The 23744-nt window shown below is 52.2% G+C and carries 19 protein-coding genes and 1 pseudogene; 6 read left to right on the top strand and 14 right to left on the bottom strand.

Annotation, left to right across the window (positions count from 1 at the left end):
* Window positions 1–726 (top strand): 3'-5' exonuclease, encoded by a 726-nt coding sequence (locus tag INT21_RS19770; RefSeq protein ID WP_089039606.1) that lies wholly within the window; start codon window positions 1–3, stop codon window positions 724–726.
* Between the two features lie 80 nt (window positions 727–806).
* Here INT21_RS19770 and INT21_RS19775 read toward each other — a convergent pair whose 3' ends face one another.
* The 5 genes from INT21_RS19775 to INT21_RS19795 form a co-directional block, all read right to left on the bottom strand.
* On the bottom strand, window positions 807–2447 hold the full coding sequence (locus tag INT21_RS19775; RefSeq protein ID WP_193060698.1) for a BCCT family transporter: 1641 nt from the start codon (window positions 2445–2447) through the stop codon (window positions 807–809).
* 82 nt (window positions 2448–2529) lie between these two features.
* Window positions 2530–2952, bottom strand: coding sequence for a universal stress protein (locus INT21_RS19780; RefSeq protein WP_193060699.1), 423 nt, complete (start codon window positions 2950–2952; stop codon window positions 2530–2532).
* Window positions 2953–3112: 160 nt separating this feature from the next.
* Window positions 3113–3985 (bottom strand): glycine betaine ABC transporter substrate-binding protein, encoded by an 873-nt coding sequence (locus INT21_RS19785; RefSeq protein WP_193060700.1) that lies wholly within the window; start codon window positions 3983–3985, stop codon window positions 3113–3115.
* 195 nt (window positions 3986–4180) lie between these two features.
* Window positions 4181–5017: an ABC transporter permease gene (locus INT21_RS19790; protein WP_089039603.1), complete on the bottom strand. Its 837-nt coding sequence runs from the start codon at window positions 5015–5017 to the stop codon at window positions 4181–4183.
* Entirely contained in the window at window positions 5017–6219 is a 1203-nt protein-coding gene (locus tag INT21_RS19795) for a quaternary amine ABC transporter ATP-binding protein (protein WP_089039602.1), read from the bottom strand. The genes INT21_RS19790 and INT21_RS19795 overlap by 1 nt, the downstream gene beginning before the upstream one ends.
* Window positions 6220–6595: 376 nt before the next feature.
* Between INT21_RS19795 and INT21_RS19800 the strand changes: the two genes are divergently transcribed.
* Window positions 6596–7051: a hypothetical protein gene (locus tag INT21_RS19800; RefSeq protein ID WP_089039601.1), complete on the top strand. Its 456-nt coding sequence runs from the start codon at window positions 6596–6598 to the stop codon at window positions 7049–7051.
* Between the two features lie 536 nt (window positions 7052–7587).
* Here INT21_RS19800 and INT21_RS19805 read toward each other — a convergent pair.
* The 7 genes and pseudogenes from INT21_RS19805 to INT21_RS19835 all read right to left on the bottom strand — a co-directional run bounded on the left by INT21_RS19805 (window position 7588) and on the right by INT21_RS19835 (window position 17231).
* Window positions 7588–9372: a hypothetical protein gene (locus tag INT21_RS19805; protein ID WP_096277126.1), complete on the bottom strand. Its 1785-nt coding sequence runs from the start codon at window positions 9370–9372 to the stop codon at window positions 7588–7590.
* A gap of 85 nt (window positions 9373–9457) precedes the next feature.
* Window positions 9458–10105: pseudogene (locus INT21_RS19810) on the bottom strand (magnesium chelatase domain-containing protein); the annotation flags it as partial.
* Window positions 10106–10191: 86 nt separating this feature from the next.
* Entirely contained in the window at window positions 10192–11097 is a 906-nt protein-coding gene (locus INT21_RS19815) for an ABC transporter substrate-binding protein (RefSeq protein ID WP_193085612.1), read from the bottom strand.
* A 158-nt stretch (window positions 11098–11255) separates the two neighbouring features.
* Window positions 11256–13382, bottom strand: a complete 2127-nt coding sequence (locus INT21_RS19820) for a TonB-dependent siderophore receptor (RefSeq protein ID WP_193085613.1) — start codon at window positions 13380–13382, stop codon at window positions 11256–11258.
* A 168-nt stretch (window positions 13383–13550) separates the two neighbouring features.
* Window positions 13551–14519, bottom strand: coding sequence for a helix-turn-helix transcriptional regulator (locus INT21_RS19825; protein WP_226916747.1), 969 nt, complete (start codon window positions 14517–14519; stop codon window positions 13551–13553).
* Window positions 14520–14568: 49 nt separating this feature from the next.
* Window positions 14569–16704, bottom strand: coding sequence for a TonB-dependent receptor (locus tag INT21_RS19830; protein ID WP_226930698.1), 2136 nt, complete (start codon window positions 16702–16704; stop codon window positions 14569–14571).
* Between the two features lie 185 nt (window positions 16705–16889).
* Entirely contained in the window at window positions 16890–17231 is a 342-nt protein-coding gene (locus INT21_RS19835; protein ID WP_089040291.1) for an accessory factor UbiK family protein, read from the bottom strand.
* Window positions 17232–17591: 360 nt separating this feature from the next.
* Between INT21_RS19835 and INT21_RS19840 the strand changes: the two genes are divergently transcribed.
* From INT21_RS19840 to glnK, 3 genes are all read left to right on the top strand, one after another.
* Window positions 17592–17930 carry a P-II family nitrogen regulator gene (locus tag INT21_RS19840; RefSeq protein WP_038479487.1) on the top strand — a complete coding sequence of 113 codons (339 nt, stop codon included), beginning with the start codon at window positions 17592–17594 and terminating at the stop codon, window positions 17928–17930.
* Between the two features lie 45 nt (window positions 17931–17975).
* Complete coding sequence (locus INT21_RS19845) at window positions 17976–19223, top strand: ammonium transporter (RefSeq protein ID WP_038479484.1); 1248 nt, start codon at window positions 17976–17978, stop codon at window positions 19221–19223.
* Between the two features lie 203 nt (window positions 19224–19426).
* Window positions 19427–19765, top strand: coding sequence for a P-II family nitrogen regulator (gene glnK / locus INT21_RS19850; RefSeq protein WP_009098335.1), 339 nt, complete (start codon window positions 19427–19429; stop codon window positions 19763–19765).
* Between the two features lie 143 nt (window positions 19766–19908).
* On the opposite strand, the gene INT21_RS19855 is transcribed toward glnK, so the two are convergent.
* Window positions 19909–20685, bottom strand: coding sequence for a ferredoxin--NADP reductase (locus tag INT21_RS19855; protein WP_038479478.1), 777 nt, complete (start codon window positions 20683–20685; stop codon window positions 19909–19911).
* A gap of 183 nt (window positions 20686–20868) precedes the next feature.
* Here INT21_RS19855 and INT21_RS19860 point away from each other — a divergent pair, with 183 nt between their 5' ends.
* Complete coding sequence (locus tag INT21_RS19860) at window positions 20869–21795, top strand: LysR family transcriptional regulator (RefSeq protein ID WP_009723195.1); 927 nt, start codon at window positions 20869–20871, stop codon at window positions 21793–21795.
* A gap of 20 nt (window positions 21796–21815) precedes the next feature.
* Here the strand turns inward: INT21_RS19860 and INT21_RS19865 are convergent, their stop codons facing one another.
* The gene (locus INT21_RS19865) at window positions 21816–23672 is read right to left on the bottom strand and encodes a methyl-accepting chemotaxis protein (protein ID WP_193060678.1); all 1857 of its coding nucleotides are present in this window, start codon (window positions 23670–23672) and stop codon (window positions 21816–21818) included.
* Window positions 23673–23744 lie beyond the last annotated feature (72 nt).

Genomic DNA, 23744 nt, shown 5'->3' on the forward strand with positions numbered 1-23744 from the left:
ATGCGTGGAATTCGGCCCCGCCAAAAAGTAGTTCAAGCTAACTGGATAGGCTATATGGCTGAGCGTGCCGAAAAGACCCATGATGGTGCGCTTAGGGAATTTTTCGCAACACCGCTACCTAGTCCGGATACGCCTATCGCGCAAGTGCCGATGGTTGCGTTAGATATGGAAACAACCGGTTTGGACGAGCGGCGTCATGCGATTGTCAGCATTGGGGTGGTGCCTTTCACACTGGATCGCATTCCGCTTGCTCAGCGTCGCTACTGGGTAGTGAAACCCTCGCGACCCTTAGATGAGGCGTCCATTGCTTACCATCACATCACTCATTCTGAAATCGCCACTGCCCCGGACTTTGATGCCGTGCTGGATGAGCTCCTAGCGGTGCTGGCAGGGCGACTTGTGGTGGTACATTTTCGCAACATCGAACGCCCGTTTCTTGATGCTGCCGTAAAGGCACGACGGGGAGACGGGGTGATGTTCCCGATGATCGATACGATGTCGCTTGAAGCGCGCATGCATCGACAAACGTTATGGGCACGGTTTCGCCGTTGGTTAGGGCGTCCGCCTGTTTCGATTCGTTTAAATGCCAGTCGAGAACGCTATGGCCTGCCTGTCTATCAAGGACATCACGCGCTGGTTGATGCATTGGCGACAGCCGAACTGTTACAAGCGCAGATCAGTCATCACTACACGCCTGAGACGCAGTTGAAAGATATTTGGGTTTGAGCAGTGCAGCGTTATTTAACGCAAACGGGCAGCCATTTGGCTGCCCGTTTGCGATTCGGTGCAATGGTTAGCGATTCACATCATACCGCTTTAGGCTCGCTCATCAGCCCTTTGATAATGGCATAACATGCCACCAGCAAGATGATGGTGAACGGGAAACCGGTAGAAACCGCCATAGTTTGCAGTGCGGTCAGACCACCGCCAAGCAGCAACGCAATTGCGATAGCCCCTTCGATAATCGCCCAGAACACGCGCTGAGGCTTCGGTGCATCCACCTTGCCGCCTGCAGTAATTGAGTCGATAACCAGTGAGCCTGAGTCAGAAGAGGTCACAAAGAAAATAATGACCAGTAGAATCGCAACAAACGAGGTGATTTGTGACAGCGGTAGTTGTTCAAGCATGATGAACAGCTGCAGATCCACACCGGCGTCGCGCACGGCTTCAATGCCTTCGCTAACGTACTGATCAATGGCGGTGCCGCCAAAGGTGGTCATCCACAGTACCGATACCACGGAGGGTACAATCAGTACCGAGACTAAGAATTCACGAACGGTGCGGCCACGAGAAACCCGTGCGATAAACATACCTACGTACGGGGACCAGGAGATCCACCAAGCCCAGTAGAAGGCCGTCCAGCCTTGGCTAAAGTTCGCATCTTCACGGCCAAACGGATTCGATAGAGCCGGCAGGTTAACGGCGTAGCTAATTAGGTTTTCAAAGAAGCCTGTCGCAATAAGCAGTGTTGGACCCACGGCAATAACGAAGAACAGCAGCAAAGCCGCCATGGCGATGTTGACTTTTGAAAGCAACTGAACGCCTTTGTCGACACCGGCCATAACCGACCCGATAGCAATAATCGTGATGCCGATGATGAGCAGAATCATCGTGATATCGCTTTCTGGTGCGCCAAACAAGTAGGTTAACCCTGCCGCTGCTTGAGTCGCCCCCAAACCAAGCGATGTCGCTAGGCCAAACAGCGTGGCAAAGACCGCCAGAATGTCGATTAAATGCCCCGGCCAACCCCAGACGCGCTCACCCAGAATTGGGTAGAATACCGAGCGCATAGACAGCGGTAGCCCTTTGTTGAACGAAAATAAGGCAAGTGACAGCGCTACTACTGCGTAAATCGCCCAGGGGTGAAGGCCCCAATGAAAGATAGTCGCTGCCATACCCAGCGCAGCTGCGCCTGCAGCATCGCCCTCCGCACCCGCTAATGGTGCCCAGCTACCTCCATCAAAAGAGGTACCAAAGTGGGTCAATGGCTCGTTAACGCCAAAGAACATCAGACCGATGCCCATGCCCGCAGCAAATAGCATTGAAAACCAGCCCACATAGGTAAAATCGGGCTTTGCATCAGCGCCGCCGATGCGAATTTTACCGAGTGGCGAAACAATTAACCCAAGACACAGAATAACGAAAACATTGGCGGCAAGTATAAAGAACCACGCTAAATTACCGGTCAAGAAACTAAAAATGGCGTCATACACCGGTGCGATAGTGTCTTGTAGCGCGAGGGTTAATACGACAAACAGAAGCACCACAATCGATGAAATGGTGAACACCTTGCCATGTAGATCAAGGCTCACCCCCATCCTGGTGGTAGTGATGTTGTCTTGACCGATAACGTAATCGGTATCTATTAGATTCGCTGGGCCGTCAGGGGCGGGTATGCCCTCTGATACTGGCTCTTCAGGTGGTCGATTTTGCGGTTTTTTATCCACAAATTTGCTCCCATCATTATTAAAAGTGCGCGCTGTTAAGCGCGAGTTGTCAACGCATTGCTTCTACAACGCAAGAGCGCGTTTATTGGGTCACTCGAATCAGGAAAACGGAGACGTCTGTGTGGGTGGCTACTTTGCCGCCATGGGACGGCATAATAATGTCCAGGTGGCGGGGTAAATGTGTTGCCATTACCACCAAATCAGCCCCCGTTTCCTCCACTGCATCAACAAGCTGCTTGTCCACATTAGCAATGGGATCCGTCGAGCTGTAAACCCTAATACTTACCGGTTGACCGTGCACTTTATGTCGCTCGTGGGCAAAAGCTTCAAGTTTTTGCTCGTACTCTTGGGGAGTGCGGGCAACGCTTGTAGGTGTATTTGCGGTAACGCCAACGTAGATGATATGAGCGTCATATCGCTTAGCAATGTCTGCCACTACGCTTAAGGCAGGCTCCAGTAGCTCTAGATGAGCAAGATCGACTGGTACCATAATGTTCTTAAACACAGTACGCTCCTCATATGGCTCCATTTAGCATGGGTTTACCGTACTAATTAAAGCTATATTGTTGTTTGAAAACAGTGGGTTTAAACAAATGAGCTGAAGCGAAGTGCAACTTCAGCTCATTAATCATTCTACTAATAAACTGGATTTAGCCAAGACAACATTAGTTACTTAGCCACAGCTCGACTACATCTTGATTATCTTCAACCCACTGCTTAGCATTTTCGTAGGGGTCGCTGCCATCTTCCTGGTTCATCAGCATGACCTCACCCATCTGCTCGGGCGTCCACTCGAAGGCGTCAAGGATGGCGTAGGCTTCTGGCATGTCATCTTTTAGGTCTTGGCGCACCACCGTGTGAATCTGCTCAGCACCGCCATAGACATTTTCCGGGTCTTCGAGGTATTTCAGGTCGAAGCGGGCAAACATCCAGTGTGGTGTCCAGCCAGTCACCACAACATCTTCCTCATTGTTAATCGCGCTTGAAAGCGCTGCGGTCATGGTGGCACCGCTACCGCTACGCAGGCGCAGCCCGAGGTCATAGGTATCCACGACCTCTTCGGACAGCGCCATTAGGCCTGCACCGGGGTCAATACCAATGATCTCGCCGTTAAAGCTGTCGGCGTTGTCGTTTAGGTCGGCAATAGAATCGACATCTGTATAAGCCGGTACTACCAATCCCAGCTTGGTGCCATCCAAGTTCATGCCGAGATCTTCAATATTGTCACCTACACGCTCCATGTAGTCAGCGTGAGTCGTGGGTAGCCAAGCGGCGACGATGGCATCGGCGTCGCCAGTGGAAAGTGCCTGGAACATAGCGGCGGCAGAAAGTGACGTTAGTTCAACATCGAAACCAGCTTGCTCTAATACAGCAGCGACGACGTTGGTAGAGGCTACTTCAGACGACCATTCAACATAGGCAAGGTTGATAGTGCCCTGGTCTTGGGCGTGGGCCAGACTTCCAGCGGCAATGCCAGTGCCAGCAATGAGGGCTAATGAGGCGAGGCGGATCCGGTGATTCAACGTACGAGTTTTCATTCACTTGCTCCTTGGGGAAACAGTTGTTGGCAGTTATCAATAGGGTGAGTAAGCGCCACAACCGTAGTAAGTATGCTATCAGATGCACTTAAATTAAGAATTCGAAGATACGACCAGCATGCACATGTAAAAAGCGTTCATCAAGAAGACCGGTCAACGCAGTGTGATTGTCTGCGTGACCTTTCATAGCTTGGTTCACTGTGAGCGGCGCGTTTTCCGTAGTGACTGAGTTAAACGGTCAAGTAGCATGGCCAGAATGACCACGGCAATACCCGCTTCAAAGCCATCACCGGGGCGTAGTCGCTGAATAGCGCGCCACACTTCGCTACCCAGGCCATCTGCACCAATCATAGCGGCGATAACCACCATCGAAAGTGCCAGCATAATGGTCTGGTTAATACCCGCCATCACCGTAGGTAGCGAGAGCGGAAGCTGAACTTTGAAAAGTTTTTGGCTGCGCGTTGCGCCATAGGCATCGGCGGCTTCAATAAGCTCAACCGGCACCTGGCGAATACCTAACGTTGTGAAGCGAATCGCCGGCGGCATCGAGAAAATTACCGTTGCAAAAATGGCGGATACAGAACCAATGCCGAAAAACGGAATGGCTGGTATCAGGTAAACAAAGGCAGGCATGGTCTGCATAAAGTCCAATATCGGCATGATCAATCGGTACAGCCGATTAGACAATGCCGCAGCAATGCCGACAGGCAATGCGATAACCACGGCAACCAGGGTTGCGAAAACCACCAGCGTGAGCGTCTCAATCATCGGGTTCCAGAGACCCAGATTCCAAATCAAGGCTAGCCCGGCGACTGAACCAATCGCTAAGCGAGCACCCGCTAGCTTCCAGCAGAGTAGGGCGATTAACCCAAGTAGCGCCCACTCAGGTAGCCACATCAAGCTATCGTTCAAAACATCAATGCCGGTTTGAGTAAAGCGGGAAATTGCCCGGGTGACGGCTGAATATTCGCTGGTCAACCAGGTCAGGCCACTTTCGATCCAATCGCCAAGGGGGATGCTTGGAATATCCATTACTGTTCTCCTGCCCGTGCTAATTCATCCAGTACTGCGCCCTTCACAACGACGCCTAGCAACCGCCGCTGCTCGTCAATGACGGCGATGGGAAAGCTTTTATCGCTAAACATAGCGAACAGGTTTTGCAGGGGTTCCTCTGGGGGGACTTTGCGGAAGTCTTGAGTCAGGTGATCAATAATAGTATCTGACTTGGCATCAATCGCCTTGCTCGCCTCATCGGCCTCTAACAGGCCGATGAGGCGGCGGTCACGATCAGTGACATAAATTGAATCAATACTGTGGTCACGCATACGATGTAGTGCAGTGCGCGGGCCGTCGCTTTCGCGGGCGGTAGAGCGCACGGGGCGCATGGCGCTCTCGGCGGTTAATACACGCGAACGATCGACACCTTCGATAAAGCGGCGCACATAGTCATCAGCAGGTTGGGTTAATATTTCTTCAGGTGTACCAATCTGAACGACTTCGCCATCTTTAAGCAGCACGATGCGATCACCAATATTGAGCGCTTCATCTAAATCATGGGTAATGAAGACGGTTGTTTTCTGCATTTTAGATTGCAGTTGCAACAGCTCTTGCTGCATATCCTTGCGGATTAAAGGGTCCAGCGCTGAAAAGGCTTCATCCATTAATAGCACGGTGGAATCATTCGCTAGGGCGCGGGCTAGGCCGACACGCTGTTGCATACCACCGGAAAGTTGATTCGGATAAGCCTCTTCCCAGCCATCTAGCCCCACTTGGGTTAGCGCGTTTTGGGCAATTTGCTTACGCTCAGCTTTATCGACACCGCGGATTTCAAGCCCGAACTCGGCGTTTTGGCGTACAGTACGGTGTGGGAACAGTGCAAAGTTTTGAAAAACCATAGAAAAGTGGCGGCGGCGACACTCTAACAGTGCCTTTTCGCTTAACGTGGGAATATTCTCGCCATCAATGATTATTTCGCCTTCGGTGGTATCAATCAGGCGGTTCAAACACCGAATTAACGTTGACTTGCCAGAACCAGAAAGCCCCATAATGACGAGCAGTTCGCCTTCATAGACATCGAATGAGATGTTTGAAAGGCCTAACGTTTGACCAGTTTTCTCAAGAATTTCAGGGCGTTTTAAACCTTGGTCACGAAGTTCAAGGGCTTTTTTCGGCTGCTTGCCAAATACCTTGCTTAAGCCGCGAACCTGAATTTTGACAGGGCGTGTCTCGTCCATCAGCGATGCCTTTTGCGTGAATGAGCAGCCTTGTGTCGTTGCTCAGCTCGCTTTCTGGTACCAGATGGCTTTCCCTGCAAACAGCGACACAAAACGGTTCATAATTAGAATTTAAGTTTTGGTTTAGTTATTTATTAATATTTATTATACATAAGTGGGCAGGGTGTGTCACAACGCCTCCTCCGCTAAACGTCAAAAGGTGTCACATGTGTCAGTTTTAACCCTTAGCAACAATTTTCTGGACATAGAATTAATCTGGTGTTTTTTATAAGATTTTGATTTTTATAAAAAAATTATATTTTTTGGTTTTTTGGTATGAGCTATGCAGTAGATTAAGCAGTTAATCGATATTTTGGCTAGAAGGAAGGTAAGACTAATGGATAATCAAGTTACCAAACGCCCCCGTGTTCTTACATTGTGCATGTTAGCAGCTACCGTTAGCACATTAGCCCTTGCTGGTTGTGGTAGCGATGAAGAACCCATGCCGCCTGCCGAACAGCCAGAAACGATGGAACAAGATGCGACTTCCTCTACTGAACAGGCAACTACTGCAAGTGATGCTACCGCATCGGATACTACTTCTGACCCCATGATGAACGATGAGCCTGCAGCGTCAGATGACTCCGCCATGGGCGATCCTGGACTAAGTGATGAAGCAGCGGCATCACAAGAACCTATGCCCGGTGAAGAGTCTATGACCGGCGAAGGATCTATGCCCAATGAAGAGGCTAGCAATCCAGAAGATCCTGAAGAAACCCCAGGATTTGGTGAAGGTACTGACCCGATGCCAGGTGCTGATGAGAATGACGATGAGATGAATAGCGGCCAGTAATCGTTAACGCTCCCTACGATGATAAGCCGACCCAGCTGTCTGTTCCCTGCGGCTGCTCCACACGGTTTATCATCCTTTTCCCCCGCGCCAGCGGGGTTTTTTTGTGGCAAGGCTGGCTGGCTTTTTTCTTTCTGAACGCAAAAAAACCGCCGATTTGCTTTGTTTGATAAGTGCCTGACGATGACTCGACCCCAGTACTCCGAGCCGCCCTCGTCATTCCCGCATGCCCCGCCACTTCGTCATTCCCGCAGGCCCTTAGCGGGAATCCATGTTGTGCCTGTTTGGCGATTCGTGTTGAGTCGATGCATCCCACATAGCTTCGCTGGATATCTGTCTCTTCTGGCACGCAGAGGCTGACCAAATCGTCGCATAGTGAATCTGGCAGGATTGTTTGAAGGTGCAAGAGGGCAATGCTGTTTAGCATGAATTGCGGCTTTCGGAAGGGCTGCTAAAGTAGCCTCTTACAAAAACCGCCCTCTGGATGACGTCTTTCGGTACGTTTCACCTAGCTTATATATTTTAAATTACTTTAGTCTTTATTCGCCTGTGAGCGTTCTTAAAGCTTTGGTGAAGCTTACATGGTTAAGTGGCTTTATAGATGAACTGCTATCTTGCTTTTTATTATATGCGTGTACCCATGTTTTCATATCTAAAACACCCGAAGAAGCTCGAATTTTACTTTCAGCTCCTTTTAAATTTCCACGGAAAAATGCTATGTGGTTTATAACTTTTTTGATAGTCGCTTGATGGTTTTCTTCTGTTATCTCAAGCAGTAACGCACAGTACCCACCCTCATTTTCTCTACATTCAATTTCAAGAAGAAATACTCTACTTCCGCTGTAGTCAAAATGATAAACTAAAACGCTTCTATGTTTTGAAAGTGTTAACGTGGTCCATTTGTCCCTTCTGTGTTTTTTTTGATACTCGTCTATAACTCTTTTGGGTAATGGCCAAGTCAGAATGTTATCTCTAAACAGACCGCCTTCTTGTGGCTGATAGCAGAAAAGATTACTTATTATTTTTTTATTGCGAAGCAGATTCAACATTTTCTTTAACTGCAAAAACCTATAAGGCATGTTTGTTTGGCCGACCTGTTCCGCAGAAACCTCCTTTGTTTCTGTATTTCCATGCGTCGGTAATCCAGAAGTGCCATACTTGAAAAATTGATTTTCAATAGGCGTTACTTTTCCTGTAAGGTATTTATAACTAACCTCTTTTTCAATTTTTTTTAATTCTGGTTTGTTTTTCCAAGCAACCCCTAAAGAGCTGATTTCATCAAGCCCAGAATTCGCTGCAGGATCTTCTTTAGAAGAAATCGCTAAATCATCATTTGGGCTGCTGTTGTTCTGACTGCCATTTGGCCAAGGCTTATCTTTATCTGAATCTATAGTGTCTTTGCCTGTCTCGCCACTATTGTCGCGACCATGGTGGATTGTCAAGTTACTAAAAGGCCACGTTGCTGAGATTATCTCCAAGCAAAGATATTTGTTAGGTTCTGATTGTATTTGAACTGCACGTACAGAAAATTTAAAATTGTTAACTAGAAAAGGAATGCCTGCATATATATAAGACTCACCAGTAGCCCTTAAGGCATTAGCATAAATAGCATTAGCTGCTTGAATGCCATGTTCAGAAATAGTGAGATTCGCTGCATTATCAGCAAACTTATCCTTAATTCTCTTTCTTAAAATTACCAACCATTCGTCATCGGAAATTGTTCCAGTTTTTTGTATATTAACAATTCTTTCCCTAGTTGTTGCCCATGGCCCCGTTGTTAATGCTAGTGCGAACTCAGAAGAGGGTGCCATGAGGGCCCTAAAAACTTCGTGGCAAGGGATTATATAGGTACTTTGTGCTTGCTGAATTACAACGCAGTAGCTGTTAGAAAAGTCTTTTCCAAGATTGTATTCTGACTGCCCTATCCAACGGTATGGGAATTCATCTTTCCACCAACTTGGCCTTTCAGGCATGATATCGTTTGCTTTAACAATTCTAGAACTGTTATCTGTTAAATCTGCATTAATATTAATAGTTTGAGCATTAGCGCGACCAATTAGGCGCCCATTTTTGTATATGGTACCTAAAACAAGCTCTGGAACTATTCCCGTATGTGCGCGTACCAGGATCTCTTCACTCAGGCTGGCAGGCTTGCAGATTTCTTGTTTGTTTGGGTTCGAGCTTACTGGACAAAGCTTGACGCCAACAGAGGGGGTTGATGTTCGTCCCTCATGCGATTGGTACCCATCTACCCACCGTATCATCCAGTGGCGACCATCGTGAGGAAATTCTTCAAAATTAGTGATTAGATTTCGACTAGCCATGCAAATATTAGCACCTATTTTTTTCTTAAGTGCAGTATGCCAGTCGTGCAGTTTTTTGTTTAGTCGTTTTTATTAATGTAATTCACAGCAAGTTATGGCCACCAGCGGCCGCCACTTCCAGTGCGCGGCGTGCCTGCTGCTGGCCGCGCACGTCGGCTAAGTCGGCAATGGGGGCCGTGGATCTCACCGAGGCAGACAGTTGGTGGGGCGATATTTTCTCTTGTCCCAGCAAGTGAGCAACGACCTGCCATAGGGTGTCGGCAGGTAAAACCGGTAAGTCGCCCGCTAACGCGGCTTCGTCGGCACAGGCGCGGGGAATAATCAGTGCTTTGTTGACGCGCCGTGTGGCGAGAGCAAAGGGTAATACGCCGGGCACGGCGCGTAGTTTGCCATCCAATGCCAGTTCACCTGCGCACTCCATGCCTTCTAGCGCATCTACTGGAATCTGGCCAGAGGCGGCCAGAATGCCGAGCGCAATCGGCAAATCGAAGCGGCCGCCCTCTTTAGGTAGGTCGGCGGGGGCAAGGTTGAGGGTAATGCGCTTGGTGTTGGGGAAATCAAACCCGGCATTGATGAGCGCGCTGCGCACCCGCTCTCGGCTCTCTTTGACGGCGGTTTCTGGCAGCCCCACCAGCGTTAGTCCCGGCAAGCCGTTGGCTAGATGTACCTCGACATGCACGGCGGGTGCTTCCAGCCCAACCCCTGCGCGCGTGGCCACAATGGCTAGTGTCATGGCGCCCCCTCGCTAGTTTTTTATTCCTGAGATAACCCTACGTTAATTGGAACGTTTAAAAATAGCGTGCGCCTGGAAAACTGACCTTAGTTAACAGTTGAGTCGGTTACTTGAGCTGGGCTGCCTGCCGACAGTGCAGCAAACAACTCCCTTGCAAAACGCTGGGCGGAGGGCAGTGCGCCGAAGCTCCATACCGGCGGTAGACGGACTATCCTGTCATGCCTGACGCTGGGGAGTTGCTGCCACAGGCCGCTGTTTGCGAGCTGCTCTTCGGCTCCGATGGGCAGTGAGTCGATGATCACCAGCGTTGCTTCTGGGTAGCGCGCCAGCGTTTCAATCCCCGCTAGTGCAAACCCCCAGGCATTGGTGGGTTGATCCCAGGCATTGGGCAGCTCAAGTTGCTCCAGCACGGCGTTATATAAGCTGTTTTCCCCAAACACCCGCACGTGGCGGGCATCCATAAACTGTACCATCAGCAGCGGCGCAGTTTCAGACTGAGAAAGGGGGCGAGATTCGCGCAGCGTGGTCATCAACGTTTGGGTCTCTTCAATAAGCTGCTCGGCCTGGGGCTGGTGCCCGGTTAACTCGCCCAGCTCACGGGTCAGGGTTTGCATCTCTTGCCAGGTATCGGTGCCGGGCAAGTAGAGCGAGAATGAAGTGACCGGGGCAATGCGCTCCAGGCGCGGTGTTAAACCGGAAAACATGGGCGAGATCAGCGTCTGTTCCGGAGGCACTTGGGCCAGTAGTTCTAAATTAGGCTGGGTGCGTAGCCCCATATCGGTGGCAGTGTCGGGTATCTGTGGCTCGCCCACCCACTGGTGATAATCACTCTGTTGAGCAACGCTGCTAACTGGCGCATCAATGGCCAGTAGTGTTTCAGCGATGGTCCAATCCACCGTGGCCCACTGCGCCTGGGCAGTGGAAACGCTCAGCATACAAACGGCGAACAGCCCGCAGCGCGCGAGCAAAGAGAACAGGTTAGTGTGGCGCATGGTGGTGAGAGGCTATCCAGAAAATAAGAACTGTATTTAAACGATAATATTTATTGTTTGCAAACTTGTCTTCAAGGAAAAATGCCCAGGCACAGCGGCCTGGGCAGATATGTTAACGATTACGTAATGATGCTTAGCCAAGGGCTTAAAACGGAAGTTTAGAAACGGTAGTGAACACTGGCGGTCACACCGCGTTCGGCGCCGAAGTAGCAGTACTCCAGCGAGTTGCAGGAGGCCACGTACTCCTTATCCAGCAGGTTGTTCACATTGAGGCGCGTTTCCACCCCTTCCACGCCGAGCTGGCTTAGATCGTAGCCAATGGTGGCATCCACCAGGGTGTAGTCAGGGACGGTTTCGGTGTTGGCTCGATCGGCGGCAATATCCGCATAGTGGCGTACGCCAACACCGACATCCACGCCGTTTAGCCAGCCCTTATTGGCCTCGTAGTGGCCCCACAGCTGTACTTGGTGGCGTGGGGAGTAAATCGCGTTGTTACCCTGGTTGCCATCATCGCTTTTGGCGTAGGTGATGTCGGTGAAGCTATAGCCTGCCTGAACCGAGAGGGTATCCGTTAGCTGGGTTTGTGCCTCCAGCTCCAGTCCTTGGGATTCAATTTCACCTACCGCGCGATAAGGGTCGGATGGCTGCACCTTGGTCGCGACGTTCTCTTGGCTGATATGGAACAGCGCCGCGCTGAATTGGCTGGCGCTGCCGTTAGGCTGGAGTTTTAAGCCGGCCTCCCACTGTTCGCCTTCCATTGGTTGAAGCAGGTCGCCACTCTCATCCACAAAACTAGTAGGGGTGAAGGCGGTGGAGTAGCTCAGGTAGGGCGCTACTCCATTGTCAAACAGGTAGACCACACCGGCGCGGCCGCTGAACTGGGTGTCGCTAAGTGAACTGGTGTCACCGCTATCGCGGTTGGTATTGTCGATATTCACCCAGTCGTAGCGGCCGCCTAGCGTGAAGCGCCAGTTATCGACGGCGATTTGATCCTGTAGATAAACGCCGGTTTGATCAATCTCGTGGCGCTCACGGGTAGGTGCGTAAAATTCAATCGGCCCGCTGCCATAGACAGGGTTAAAGGCATTGATGGGGTGGAAATACCCAGTGGGCCACGATACGTCGTTTTCCCGCTGTTGATAATCGACCCCGACAAGCAGTGTGTGATCCATAAAGCCGCTGCTGACGGTGGCTTCAAGCTGATTGTCGATAGTCCAAGCTTCCAGGGACTCATCACTGCCAGAATAGTAGCGGGTTAGTTCATCAGAGGTGGGTGACGTCCAGCCATAGCCGTAGACTTGATTCAGCACCACATCGGAATTGAGGTAACGCAGTAGCTGGCGACCCGTTACGTCGTCATTAAAGCGATGTTCCAGAGTATAGCCAGCCATGCGCTGAGTACGCTCGTAGGCGTTGTAGTCATCTTCGCCATCAAAGAAGTTGTTACTGATCTGCTTGCCGTTTCTGGGTACTACCGCTCCTTCATAGGGCACGCCGGAGTGGTAACCGCCTTCGGGTTCATCCTGTAGATAGGCCTCAACCGTTAGGCTGGTGTCGTCGGTGATATCCCAGGTTAGCCGCGGCGCAATGGCATAGCGCTCCTCTTCGGCGGGGCCAAACTGGGTGCCGGCGGTGCTGGCAATGCCGGTCAGGCGAAACGCTACTCGCTGCTCTGCGCCAATTGGCCCAGTGAGGTCAAAGGCGGCACTGCGCTGGTTATTATTGCCTACCCGAAAACGTAGCTCACCGCCTGGTTCAAACTCAGGGCGCTTACTGTTTAGCGCCACCACACCACCCGGCGACGCGCGGCCATAGAGCACCGAGGCAGGCCCGCGCACCACTTCAATGCTGTCTAAAAACCACGGATCGATGCGCATACTGCTATGGGAGTTGGCATCGCCCATCACTTTAAGACCATCTAAGAAGGTATTACTCAAGCTGCCGTCAGAAAAGCCCCGTAGTACCAGGTAGTCGAAGCGGTTGGAGGCGCCCACCTGATTGCTGTAAACACCGGGCGTATAGTCGGTGGCGCGCTGAACGGTGTCTACCCCACGGTGTTCCATTTGTTCGCGGGTAATCGTAGACACGCTTTGCGGCGTTTCAATAAAAGGGGTGGTGACTTTAGTGGCCGCCTGCTGGGCGGTTACCGTCACAGTGCCTAGCGCTGTACTTTCCAGAGTACTTTCCTGCGCACTTGCCTGAGCGTAAACCGAGGGTGCCGTGAGTGCCGCGATAACAGCGGCACTGAGTGGAGAGCGTAAAAGACGGCGAGGCGTAAAAGACATGGAGGTATACCTGCAATGAGAAGCAATTAACCAATGTGTTAATGAGAATTATTGCGTTTAATTGCTTTGGAAAGGTATGCGCTATGACAAAGAGGTTATGCGCACTGCCAAAAAATGCAGAGTAGGGGAACTTACGGCAAGACGTTATGGGTAGTTATGGATAGTACGTTAGCGACACTTGAAGACCTCATGCGGCGTGACACCAAAGGCCCGCTTATATGCCGTAGCAAAGTTGCTGGCGTGGCGGTAGCCGCAGGCGTGGGCAGTTTGCTGCACGCTATAACCTTTGCGTAAGTACGCCTGAGCTTGGGTCAGGCGACAACGCCGTAGGTAGTCGAATATCGAGCAGCCGTAACAGCGCTGGAACTTGGTGCGTAGGCTACTAGGGCTCATAGCGGCATTTCGGGCCAACTGCTCCAGCCGGTAATGCTGGTTGGGATAATGTTCGAGCTGCTGGCGCAAGCGCTCCAGACGTTGGTGATCGCGATGAGAAAGGTCCGGAGGGGGGCCATCTTGTGTGTTTTTGTCGCCGGTTTCCAGGCAAGCGGCAGGCAGGCCATGAGCGAGTAACTGGAGCGCGAGGCCTTGCCATAATAGGCACTGCCGTTCTGCTGACCAGTTCGAAGCCAGTGCTGTTTCTAGGCTATGGCGAAGGAGCGGCGGTACTTGCCAAGTGTGTAGCACTGGGGTGGCTGGAGGGGCAACGCTGATGGGCGAGGAAGAGAGAGACTCGAGGCCATCTAGAATCGACACGTTGAGGGTGCGTAAGCGTTGTGGTGCCGGCTGGAAGACCTCAAGCCCGGTCTGCTGATTGAAGTGCGCACTGAAGGCGTCGCCAGCCTGTAATTGAAATGACTGGTGGCCGAGCCCCACGTGAATGCAGCCCTCAAGTATCACACTGAGAAACCACGGAGCGGTACGACGGGAGGTGGAGGCATAAGCGTGCAGAACATCAAGATCTGAGTGCGTCACGCGTAGGGCTGGGGTGATCTCGAAATCGATCACACGCCCGCGAGCCACGTAAGGCGATGGGGAGTGGTCAGGCGCTTCGGGAAAGCGGTAATCGATCCCGAAGCGCTGACCAAGGGCCAGCAGGTCATAGGTGGTGAGTGGCGCGAGTGTGTCGAGTGTCGCCATTCCCATTACCTCGCTGTTGAGCGGCTGCCTGCGAGTAGCGGGGCGGTGCTTAATACGCCATCGACCAGTTCAGGGTGTAAGTACGTCCGCGCCCTTGATAGTCGTAGAGGTATTCTGGACCGTAGTAGGGCGAATAGAACATAGCGGCCCGCTGGCCCCAGACGGTGGAGTACTGATCATCGAGTAGGTTCTGTATGCCCAGACTCACGGTGCCAAAATCGGTCTCCTGGCTGAGCGATAGATCGAGGGTGGTGTTGCCGTCGATCTCACGATCCGCGTCGTCTTTCAGATCGAAAGTATGGCTGGCTTGCAAGCGCGCCGAACGCACGTAGTCGGTCCAGCCGATAAAGGCCGTTGAAGAGGAGAGCGATGCATAGCGGGCGTCACGCTTCTCCCACTCCCCTTGGCTGTTCTCCTGCTCGGAACGCACTAAGTGTAGAGTGCCGCCGACCTCCAGGCCGTTGTCGAAGTAACGGGTTACCGCGCTCTCTAGGCCAAAGTCGCGTTTCTTTTCGTCCACTACGCTGACGCTCAGATCCTGGGCGTTCTCTACTGCCTTGTCCGACCAAGCGTAGTAGAGTGCCGTTTGAGCCATCCAGTTACCCCCCTGGTAGCGCCAGCCTAGCTCCACCTGATCTGTCTCGATGGCAGATAGAGGGTTGTTATTGACACTCACCTCGGGGCTCTTGCCGTAGTATTTGGCGGGATCTGGCAGCTCGAAGCCCTGGCTAAACTGCAGCCAGTTCTGGTGACCGTTGCCGTAATCGTAGAGGGCGCTGGCATTCAATAGCGTGGCTTCGTAATCGTTCTTACCGCCGGGAATACCCTGGAAATCGCCCACTTCGACATCCATATGCTGCTGCCGCAACCCTGCGGAGAGCTTAAGCGCCTGGGTGGCCTGCCAGTCACCTTGGACGAAGCCCGAAAGCCCGTCCACCTGATAGCCTGGGTAGCGGGGCTCAACGCCCGAAGCCTGCTGCACCAAACCTCCGGTGGCATCTGATACATCGGTATTAAACAGCATCTGGCTGGCATCGAATTTTTCGCGATCCAGGTCGAGCCCATAGGTCAATGAAATGTCATCACCCAGGCGCGACTCAAACAGCGCTTTAATACCGCTTAAATCAGTATTTTGTTGCGATGCACGAAACTGCAGGCCATCCGAGACAGGGTAAGGAAAGGCCTGGAAGCTGGATTCCTCTTCTCGATGGAAGGCCTGTAGATAGAAGTTTTGTCCCCATAGGTTAGCGTGGTGATAGTTGACGTTGACCAGCTTGCGGTCGGTTTCCGGGTCGCGCTGTGAACGGTAGCCGTCGCGAATCTCGGCATCGTTCAAGTTGGGCGTGGCTGCGTCGAGGTTGGGAAAGTAAACCCCCCGGTTACCTTCGTAACCGGAACGATACAGCTGGGCGCCCAGTTCCAGGCTCTGTTCATCGGTCAAACGGAACGAGAGGTTGCCCAATACATCAATGCTGCGATTGTCCTGCAGGTCGGTCTGGGCAATATCGGGAAAGATCTCCTGACCACTGCCGTCATAGTGACGGCCGTTGTCCACAATGGAGGTACCCAGATAGCCCTGAACCCGCTCATTGCCGCCGCTGATCGATTGCGACAGACGTCGATCCATATCATCGCTGTTGTTGAAGCCTGTGGTGATGCCTGCTTCGGTGCGCCAGTTCAGGCCTTCTTCGCCTTTGCGCGTAATGATATTGATCAAGCCCCCCGTAGCACCGCCGCCATACAGGCTGCTGGCGCCGGAAAGCACTTCTACACGCTCAATATTGAAGGGATCGATGGCATCGAACTGACGGGAAAGCCCACGCGAACTGTTCAGAGATACGCCATCGATAAGCACCTGCACGCCCCGACCACGCATGTTTTGCCCATAATTGGTGCGCCCTTGCGGTGCTAGATCCAGCCCCGGCACAAGTTGCCCCAAAGCCGTCTTTAGGTCTGCACCATTGCGGGTCTGCTGTTGCAGCATCTCTTTATCAATCACCCATACCGCGCCAGGTATCTGACTGATCTGGGTTGGGGTGCGGGAGCCAACCACCACCATGGTATCTCCAGCGTTTGCGTTTAGCGTGGATCCAGACGTTGTGTTTTGGGCGAAAACAGCGCCGGAAAAGCCTAGTAATAGACCCGTGCCAATGAGTGTAGCCGTTGAAGAAGACCAGTCAGACATGGTGAACAATCCGCGAGCAGTTAGGGAGTAGGAGGCGGAGAGTATCACCACAACAATCAAAGTCAATGATATTGATTCGTGTTTATTAAGTGGGTATGACGCTCTTTACGTCATCAACATCAACGTATTAAGCCACCACTTAGTCGGCAATAGGCGTCGTCAACCTATTGCCGTCCGTTCTGGATTTAGGCGGGCTTGTCATCCTCTGAACCATCACTGTTCGGTTCAGGAGCGGGGGTTGGTGGTGCTTCTGCTTCAATGGGGGAAGGGCTCGTTGAGGTAGACGCTTCCACGGCGGCCTCAAGGCTGGCCACTTGGCGCTCTAGAGCTTCAACGCGTGAGCGGGTGCGCTGCAATACATCCATCAAAATATCAAAGTCTTCCCGTGACACCAGCTCCAGCCTGTCAAAGGCACCACGCACTACCTGCTGTACGCCTTTTTGAATATCTTCCGGGGCTTGGGAGGCGTTCTGTAAACGATCCCCAATTTGCTGGGCTAAACGGCTAATGCGATCTTGAGGCGCCATCGCTCTCTCCTTAAATGACCACGCATAAATGTGCACTGCTTACTAATAAGGATACGCAACCCGCCGTCGATGCGCATGCATCGTTTGCAAATTAGCCTCTGGCCTCTCTTTATCGGCGGGGTGCATCGAAGGAGTGCATCGAAATAGAGCGCCGCGTTTTTATTCATGTTCTTTTATGGTGCAAGCGGGCAGTGGCGGCGGCTACTAAGTCTTCCTTGCCACCGAAAAACCTTAATTTTTATAAAACAAACTGCTGACTTATAAGAAAAAAAAGTTGGGTGGCACGGTATGCGCATTAACGAGATAAGCAGTTAATTCGGGCGGCGCTGCCGCTACCTAATCCAGCAGGGGAGATCCGGGATGAAACTCATCACCGCTATCATCAAGCCATTCAAACTTGACGACGTTCGTGAAGCGCTCGCTGACAACGGCGTTCAGGGCATCACGGTGACTGAAGTTAAAGGCTTCGGTCGTCAAAAGGGGCATACCGAGCTGTATCGGGGGGCAGAGTACGTCGTCGACTTTCTACCCAAGGTAAAAGTTGAAGTGGCCGTGGACGACACCCGGTTAGAGAGCGTATTGGAAGCGATCTGTAGCGCAGCTAACAGCGGCAAGATCGGTGACGGCAAGGTGTTTGTGACACCGCTTGAAGACGTTATTCGGATTCGGACAGGCGAACGCGGTGCAGACGCCGTTTGAAGCTGTTTTTTCGGATCATTTCTATAGTTCAACGGGGAACTTAAAATGAATGAGTTGACTGATCTGAGCTACGCGCTCGACACGTTTTACTTCCTAATTTGCGGCGTGCTCGTCATGTGGATGGCCGCTGGCTTCTCAATGCTTGAGGCTGGCTTGGTACGTTCGAAAAACACCGCCGAGATTCTGACCAAAAATATCGCGCTGTTTGCGATTGCCTGCACCATGTACTTGCTGGTGGGTTACTACATTATGTATTCCAGCAGCGCGGGTGGCTTCCTACCCAACCTTGGTTTCTTGATTGGCGCTGAAAACAGCGTGGATGCAGTGACCGCAGGCGGTGATGATGCGCCTTACTACTCAATGCGCTCTGACTTTTTCTTCCAGGTAGTGTTTGTGGCCACAGCCATGTCGATTGTGTCTGGTGCGGTTGCTGAGCGCATGAAGCTGTGGGCATTCCTGGCCTTCGCAGTAGTGATGACAGCCTTTATTTATCCGGTGTCTGGCTACTGGACGTGGGGCGGCGGCTGGTTGTCTGAAGTCGGCTATTCCGATTACGCGGGTTCCGGCATTGTTCACTTAGCGGGTGCCGCGGCTGCCTTAGCGGGTGTATTGGTGCTTGGCCCACGTAAAGGTAAGTACGGTAAAGATGGGTCTATCCACGCGATTCCAGGCGCCAACATGCCGCTGGCCACACTGGGTACTTTTATCCTTTGGATGGGTTGGTTCGGTTTCAACGGCGGCTCTGAACTGAAAATGTCCGACATCAGCTCTGCCAACAACGTTGCTCAAGTGTTTGTTAACACTAATGCGGCGGCTGCCGGTGGCGTGCTTGCCGCACTGATTCTTGCCAAACTGTGGTTCCGTAAAGCGGACCTTACCATGGCGCTTAACGGTGCACTGGCTGGTCTTGTCGCGATTACTGCGGATCCTCTGTCGCCTTCTGCGCTAGGCGCTGCGGTGATTGGAGCGGTGGGTGGCTTGATCGTTGTCGCTGCGATCGTCACGCTGGACAAACTGAAGCTTGATGATCCGGTCGGTGCTATCTCGGTACACGGTGTGGTGGGTATCTGGGGCGTGCTGGCGGTTCCGCTGACCAATGGCGACGCTTCTTTCGGCGCACAGCTGATCGGTATCGTTGGTATCTTTGGCTGGGTATTCGTTGCCAGCCTAGTGGTGTGGCTGGTGCTGAAAGCCATCATGGGTATCCGCGTTAGCGAAGAAGAAGAGTATGAAGGTGTCGATATTGCTGAGTGCGGTCTTGAAGCCTATCCTGAATTTAGCGTTAAGAAATAAGCTTACGCTAATGAAATGAGCTGGCGTGCTCTTTTGGCCTCCCCTAACGGGAGGCCTTTTTGCCTTAGTGCATTGTTACAATCCATAGGCGCTGATTTTTTATTCTCTGCCTGTAGCGGTGTATGCTTAACGCTAACGGGCTTGGCTAACAGCAGTGTCCCGCCAACCTTTAATAAAAGGCCACCAAGCTAGAGGATGTCGCAATGAAATTGATCTCAGCCATTATCAAGCCGTTTAAGCTTGATGACGTACGCGAATCGCTCTCTGATATCGGCGTGCAGGGCATTACGGTAACGGAAGTGAAGGGCTTTGGCCGTCAGAAAGGTCACACAGAGCTATATCGTGGTGCAGAGTACGTGGTGGATTTTCTGCCCAAAGTAAAGCTAGAAGTTGCGGTAGATGACGATATGGCGGAACAGGTTATTGATGCCATTACGCAGGTTGCCAATACCGGCAAAATCGGCGATGGCAAAATCTTTGTTATGCCGCTGGAGCAGGTGATTCGTATTCGTACCGGCGAAACCGGTAAAGACGCGGTTTAATCGCGACGGGTGCTTCGCAGCCTAAAATTACCAAAACGCCCCGCTAAGCGGCCTGCTTAGCGGGGCGTTGCGTTGTTACTTACGAGTTGGCAAACCTTTCCTTGCCTTCTATTTCTGACTCTTCACTTCTTACTTTTCACCCCTTACTTCTCAACAAAGGCACGCTCAATCACGTAATCGCCCGGCTCGCCCATCCGCGGGGAAATATTCAGGCCCAATTCGTCTAGCAGCGCGCTAGTGTCGTCGAGCATGGCGGGGCTGCCGCAAATCATCGCGCGGTCTTGGCGCGGATCAATCGGCGGAAGACCGGTATCTTCAAACAGCTTGCCGCTGCGAATGTGATCGGTTAGGCGTCCCATGGTGTGGAATTCTTCACGGGTAACCGTGGGGTAGTACACCAGCTTCTCGGCAATCTCTTCGCCTAAATACTCGTGAGCAGGCAGCTCTTTGGTAATAAAGTCGGCATAGGCAAGTTCAGATACTTCGCGTACGCCATGCACCAGCACAACTTTTTCAAAGCGCTCGTACACTTCTGGGTCTTGGATCAGGCTCATAAACGGTGCAAGGCCTGTTCCGGTGGAAAGCATGTAAAGGTTGCGGCCGGGAAGCAGGTCATCGCATACCAGCGTGCCCGTAGGCTTGCGGCTGACCATAATTTGGTCGCCAACTTGAAGGTGCTGCAAGCGCGAGGTGAGCGGGCCATCGGGTACTTTGATGCTGAAAAATTCCAGATGGTCTTCGTAGTTGGGGCTGGCGATGGAGTAAGCACGCATCAGCGGTTTGCCGTTCACTTCCAGGCCAATCATCACAAACTGACCATTTTTGAAGCGTAGGCTACGCTCGCGAGTGGTGCGGAAGCTGAACAGGGTGTCGTTCCAGTGGTGAACGCTGAGGACTTCTTCCAGGGCAAACTTGCTCATGCTAACTCCTCCAATGGGCAGAGTGGCCTAAGCCTCGTCTGCCATATTCTAAAAAAGCATAAAAAATGGCTAAATATGTTGCTACTAATTCTAAATAAAGAGAGATATATCTGTTAAGCGAATTATACTGATAACACTTATCTAAAGAATAGATATGTCGCCGAAACAAGATAGGTTGTCTCTATGCATTACACCCTGCGCCAGTTGGAAGTCTTTGTGGCCGTCGCCCAGCACGAAAGTGTTTCTCAGGCGGCGCGTGCCCTCGCTATGTCCCAATCTGCTACCAGTACGTCGCTAGCGGAGCTTGAGCGTCAGTTTGACTGCCAGCTTCTCGACCGCATGGGCAAACGGCTGAAGCTTAATGCGTTGGGCTTTCAACTGTTGCCAAAAGCGGTGGCCTTGCTGGACAGGGCCGAAGAGGTAGAGGAACTGTTGCGCGGCCAGCAGGGCGTAGGCGCATTGGACGTGGGTGCAACGCTAACCATTGGCAATTATCTAGCCACTCTGTTGATCAGCGATTTTATGCAGCGCTACCCAGGCAGTCGGGTGCGGTTGGCGGTGCGTAACACGCGCCACATTATTGAGAGTGTGCGCCAGCACTCGCTTGATTTAGGGCTGATTGAAGGGCAGTGCGACGACGATATGATTATTAGTCAGCCATGGGTAGAGGATGAGCTGTGCGTCTTCTGCTCACCGCGCCACCCGTTGGCGGGTCGCGAGCATCTTGAGCTGGAACAACTGTTGCGTGAAGACTGGATTATGCGCGAGGAGGGTTCTGGCACCCGCATGACTCTTGAGCACGCCGCGCGGCATCGGCGTAGTCGGTTTAATACCCTGTTGGAGCTTGAGCATACCGAGGGTATTAAGCGGGCAGTAGAATCAGGCCTGGGGATTGGCTGCGTTTCCAGGCTAGCACTGCGTGATGCTTTCCGGCGTGGCAGCTTAGTGCCTCTGCCAACACCGGAATTAGACTTAAAACGTCAGTTTACTTTCATCTGGCACCGCCACAAGTACCTTACCACGGGGGTGCGCGAGTTCTTGCGACTTTGCCGCGAGATGACCGCGGGTGCCAAGCGCAGTGATGATATTCCACTGCCGCCGATTCCTTAGTCACTCAATACGATAGTCACTCAATACGATGGCAAAACGTTGGGCGAGTTGACGGTTAGGGGAGCCGAAGGGTGTCGAGACAGCTTAAAGCTGCTGATGGTGCCCTTCAGATGATCAGCTTGCTCTTTCAGCTGTTCAGCGGCAGTGGTGGACTCTTCCACCATGGCAGCATTCTCCTGGGTCATACGGTCAAGTTCAGACACGGCGATATTGATCTGTTTAATACCATCGCTCTGCTCACTCGTGGCGGAGTTGATTTCCTCCAACACATCGGTAACGCGAGTGATATGAGCGACAATGTCCTGCATGGTTGCGCCCGCGTTTTGCACTAATGCGGTACCGTTATTCACTCTGCTTTGTGAGTCTTCAATGAGTTTTTGAATATCGTTGGCGGCTTCACTACTGCGCCCTGCTAATTTGCGTACTTCATCAGCAACGACCGCAAAACCACGGCCATGCTCCCCTGCCCGGGCGGCTTCTACGGAAGCGTTAAGGGCCAGCAAGTTGGTTTGGAAGGCAATACTGTTCATTAGCGTGACGATTTCGCCAATTTTATGGGAGGCCTGGGAAATATCTTCCATCGTGGTAACCACATTGGCGACCACTTGCCCGCCTTCTTTCGCTACTTTCGAGGCCGTTTGAGAGAGTTTGTTGGCCTCTTGGGCCGAGGCAGCGGTGTGCTCTACGGTGCTGGTTATCTGTTCGACTGAGGCAGAAGTCTGCTGCAGGCTAGAAGCTGCGTTATCGGTACGGCGGGATAGATCCTGGCCGCCCAAGGCAATTTCGTTAGCGGCATGGTGCACCGATTCACTGCTGGTGCGTACATCGACCAATACCGCTTCCATTTTGCCTACAAAGCGGTTGAAAGCACCGCAGATCTGAGCTACTTCATCACTGCCCTGTTCGGGAAGTCGGCGGGTTAGATCACCTTCGCCGCTGGCAATGTCATCCAGGGCATCACGCGCCCGTTCTAGGCCAGCGAAAGTACGTTTGAGCCACAGGCTCAACAGCAGCGCCGTGACAGCAATGATGGCGATTAGCGTCAACAGTGAAGATTTGAGGATGGCCCGCAGCCCTGCAGTAGCTTCATGCTCGTCTAGTGCCACGCCGAGTTCCCAGTCGGTTCCTGCGATGGGGGTCACTGAGAGTCGCTTATCCAGGCCATCGACTTCAATAGGCTCCCACGCGTCTTGCGCAGCACTTAGTTGTTCGATGGACGCAGGGGACAGGGTGTCGCTAATTCGACTCAGCGGTTTGAGCGTCAGTGCAGTGTCGGGGTGAGCAATGACTGTTTCGCCACCGCTACTTAGAAAGGCGAAACTCGAAGGCGTTGGCCGAATAGCGTTGACCTGACTGACTAGGTTGTCGATGACGACATCGCCGCCGATCACCCCATACAAACGGCCATTACGCTTGACTGGCGTAGCAAAGCTAACCACTAGCTGATTGCTATTAGCGTCCACGTAAGGCAGCGAGACGATAGTACGATCCTGCTTTGTTGCTGCTTGGTACCAGTCGCGCTGGCGTGGATCAAAATCACTGTCTGGTACCCAGCCATCGGACGAAAGGTGGCTACCATCGGCTTGGCCGAAAAATGCCGTTAGGAAACCGCCTGACTCTGCTACCTGAATGAGTGGCGCAAGCGGGTCATTATCGATCACTGGCGTGCGCGCGGCTTCTAGTATGGCGGCTCGGGCATCAACCCACTCCTCAATGGCCAGGGCGTTACCCTGTGCAATTGAGGCCAACTGCTGAGTTACCTGCTGGTCATTATGTGTTTGCAGGGTCAGGTAGCTGACTGAGGCATTAATAGTCAGTGCTAGCGTAATTACCATTAATGTGATGATAAGAATACGCAAGCGTAGGGACGACAGCATGAATATAGTCTCGCTAGTTAGGAAAGCTAAGGCCTGAAATAGGCCACTTTGTAGGTACTATCTGTTACGTAC

The organism is Halomonas sp. 3F2F, assembly GCF_014897805.1.
Taxonomy (GTDB): Bacteria; Pseudomonadota; Gammaproteobacteria; order Pseudomonadales; family Halomonadaceae; genus Vreelandella.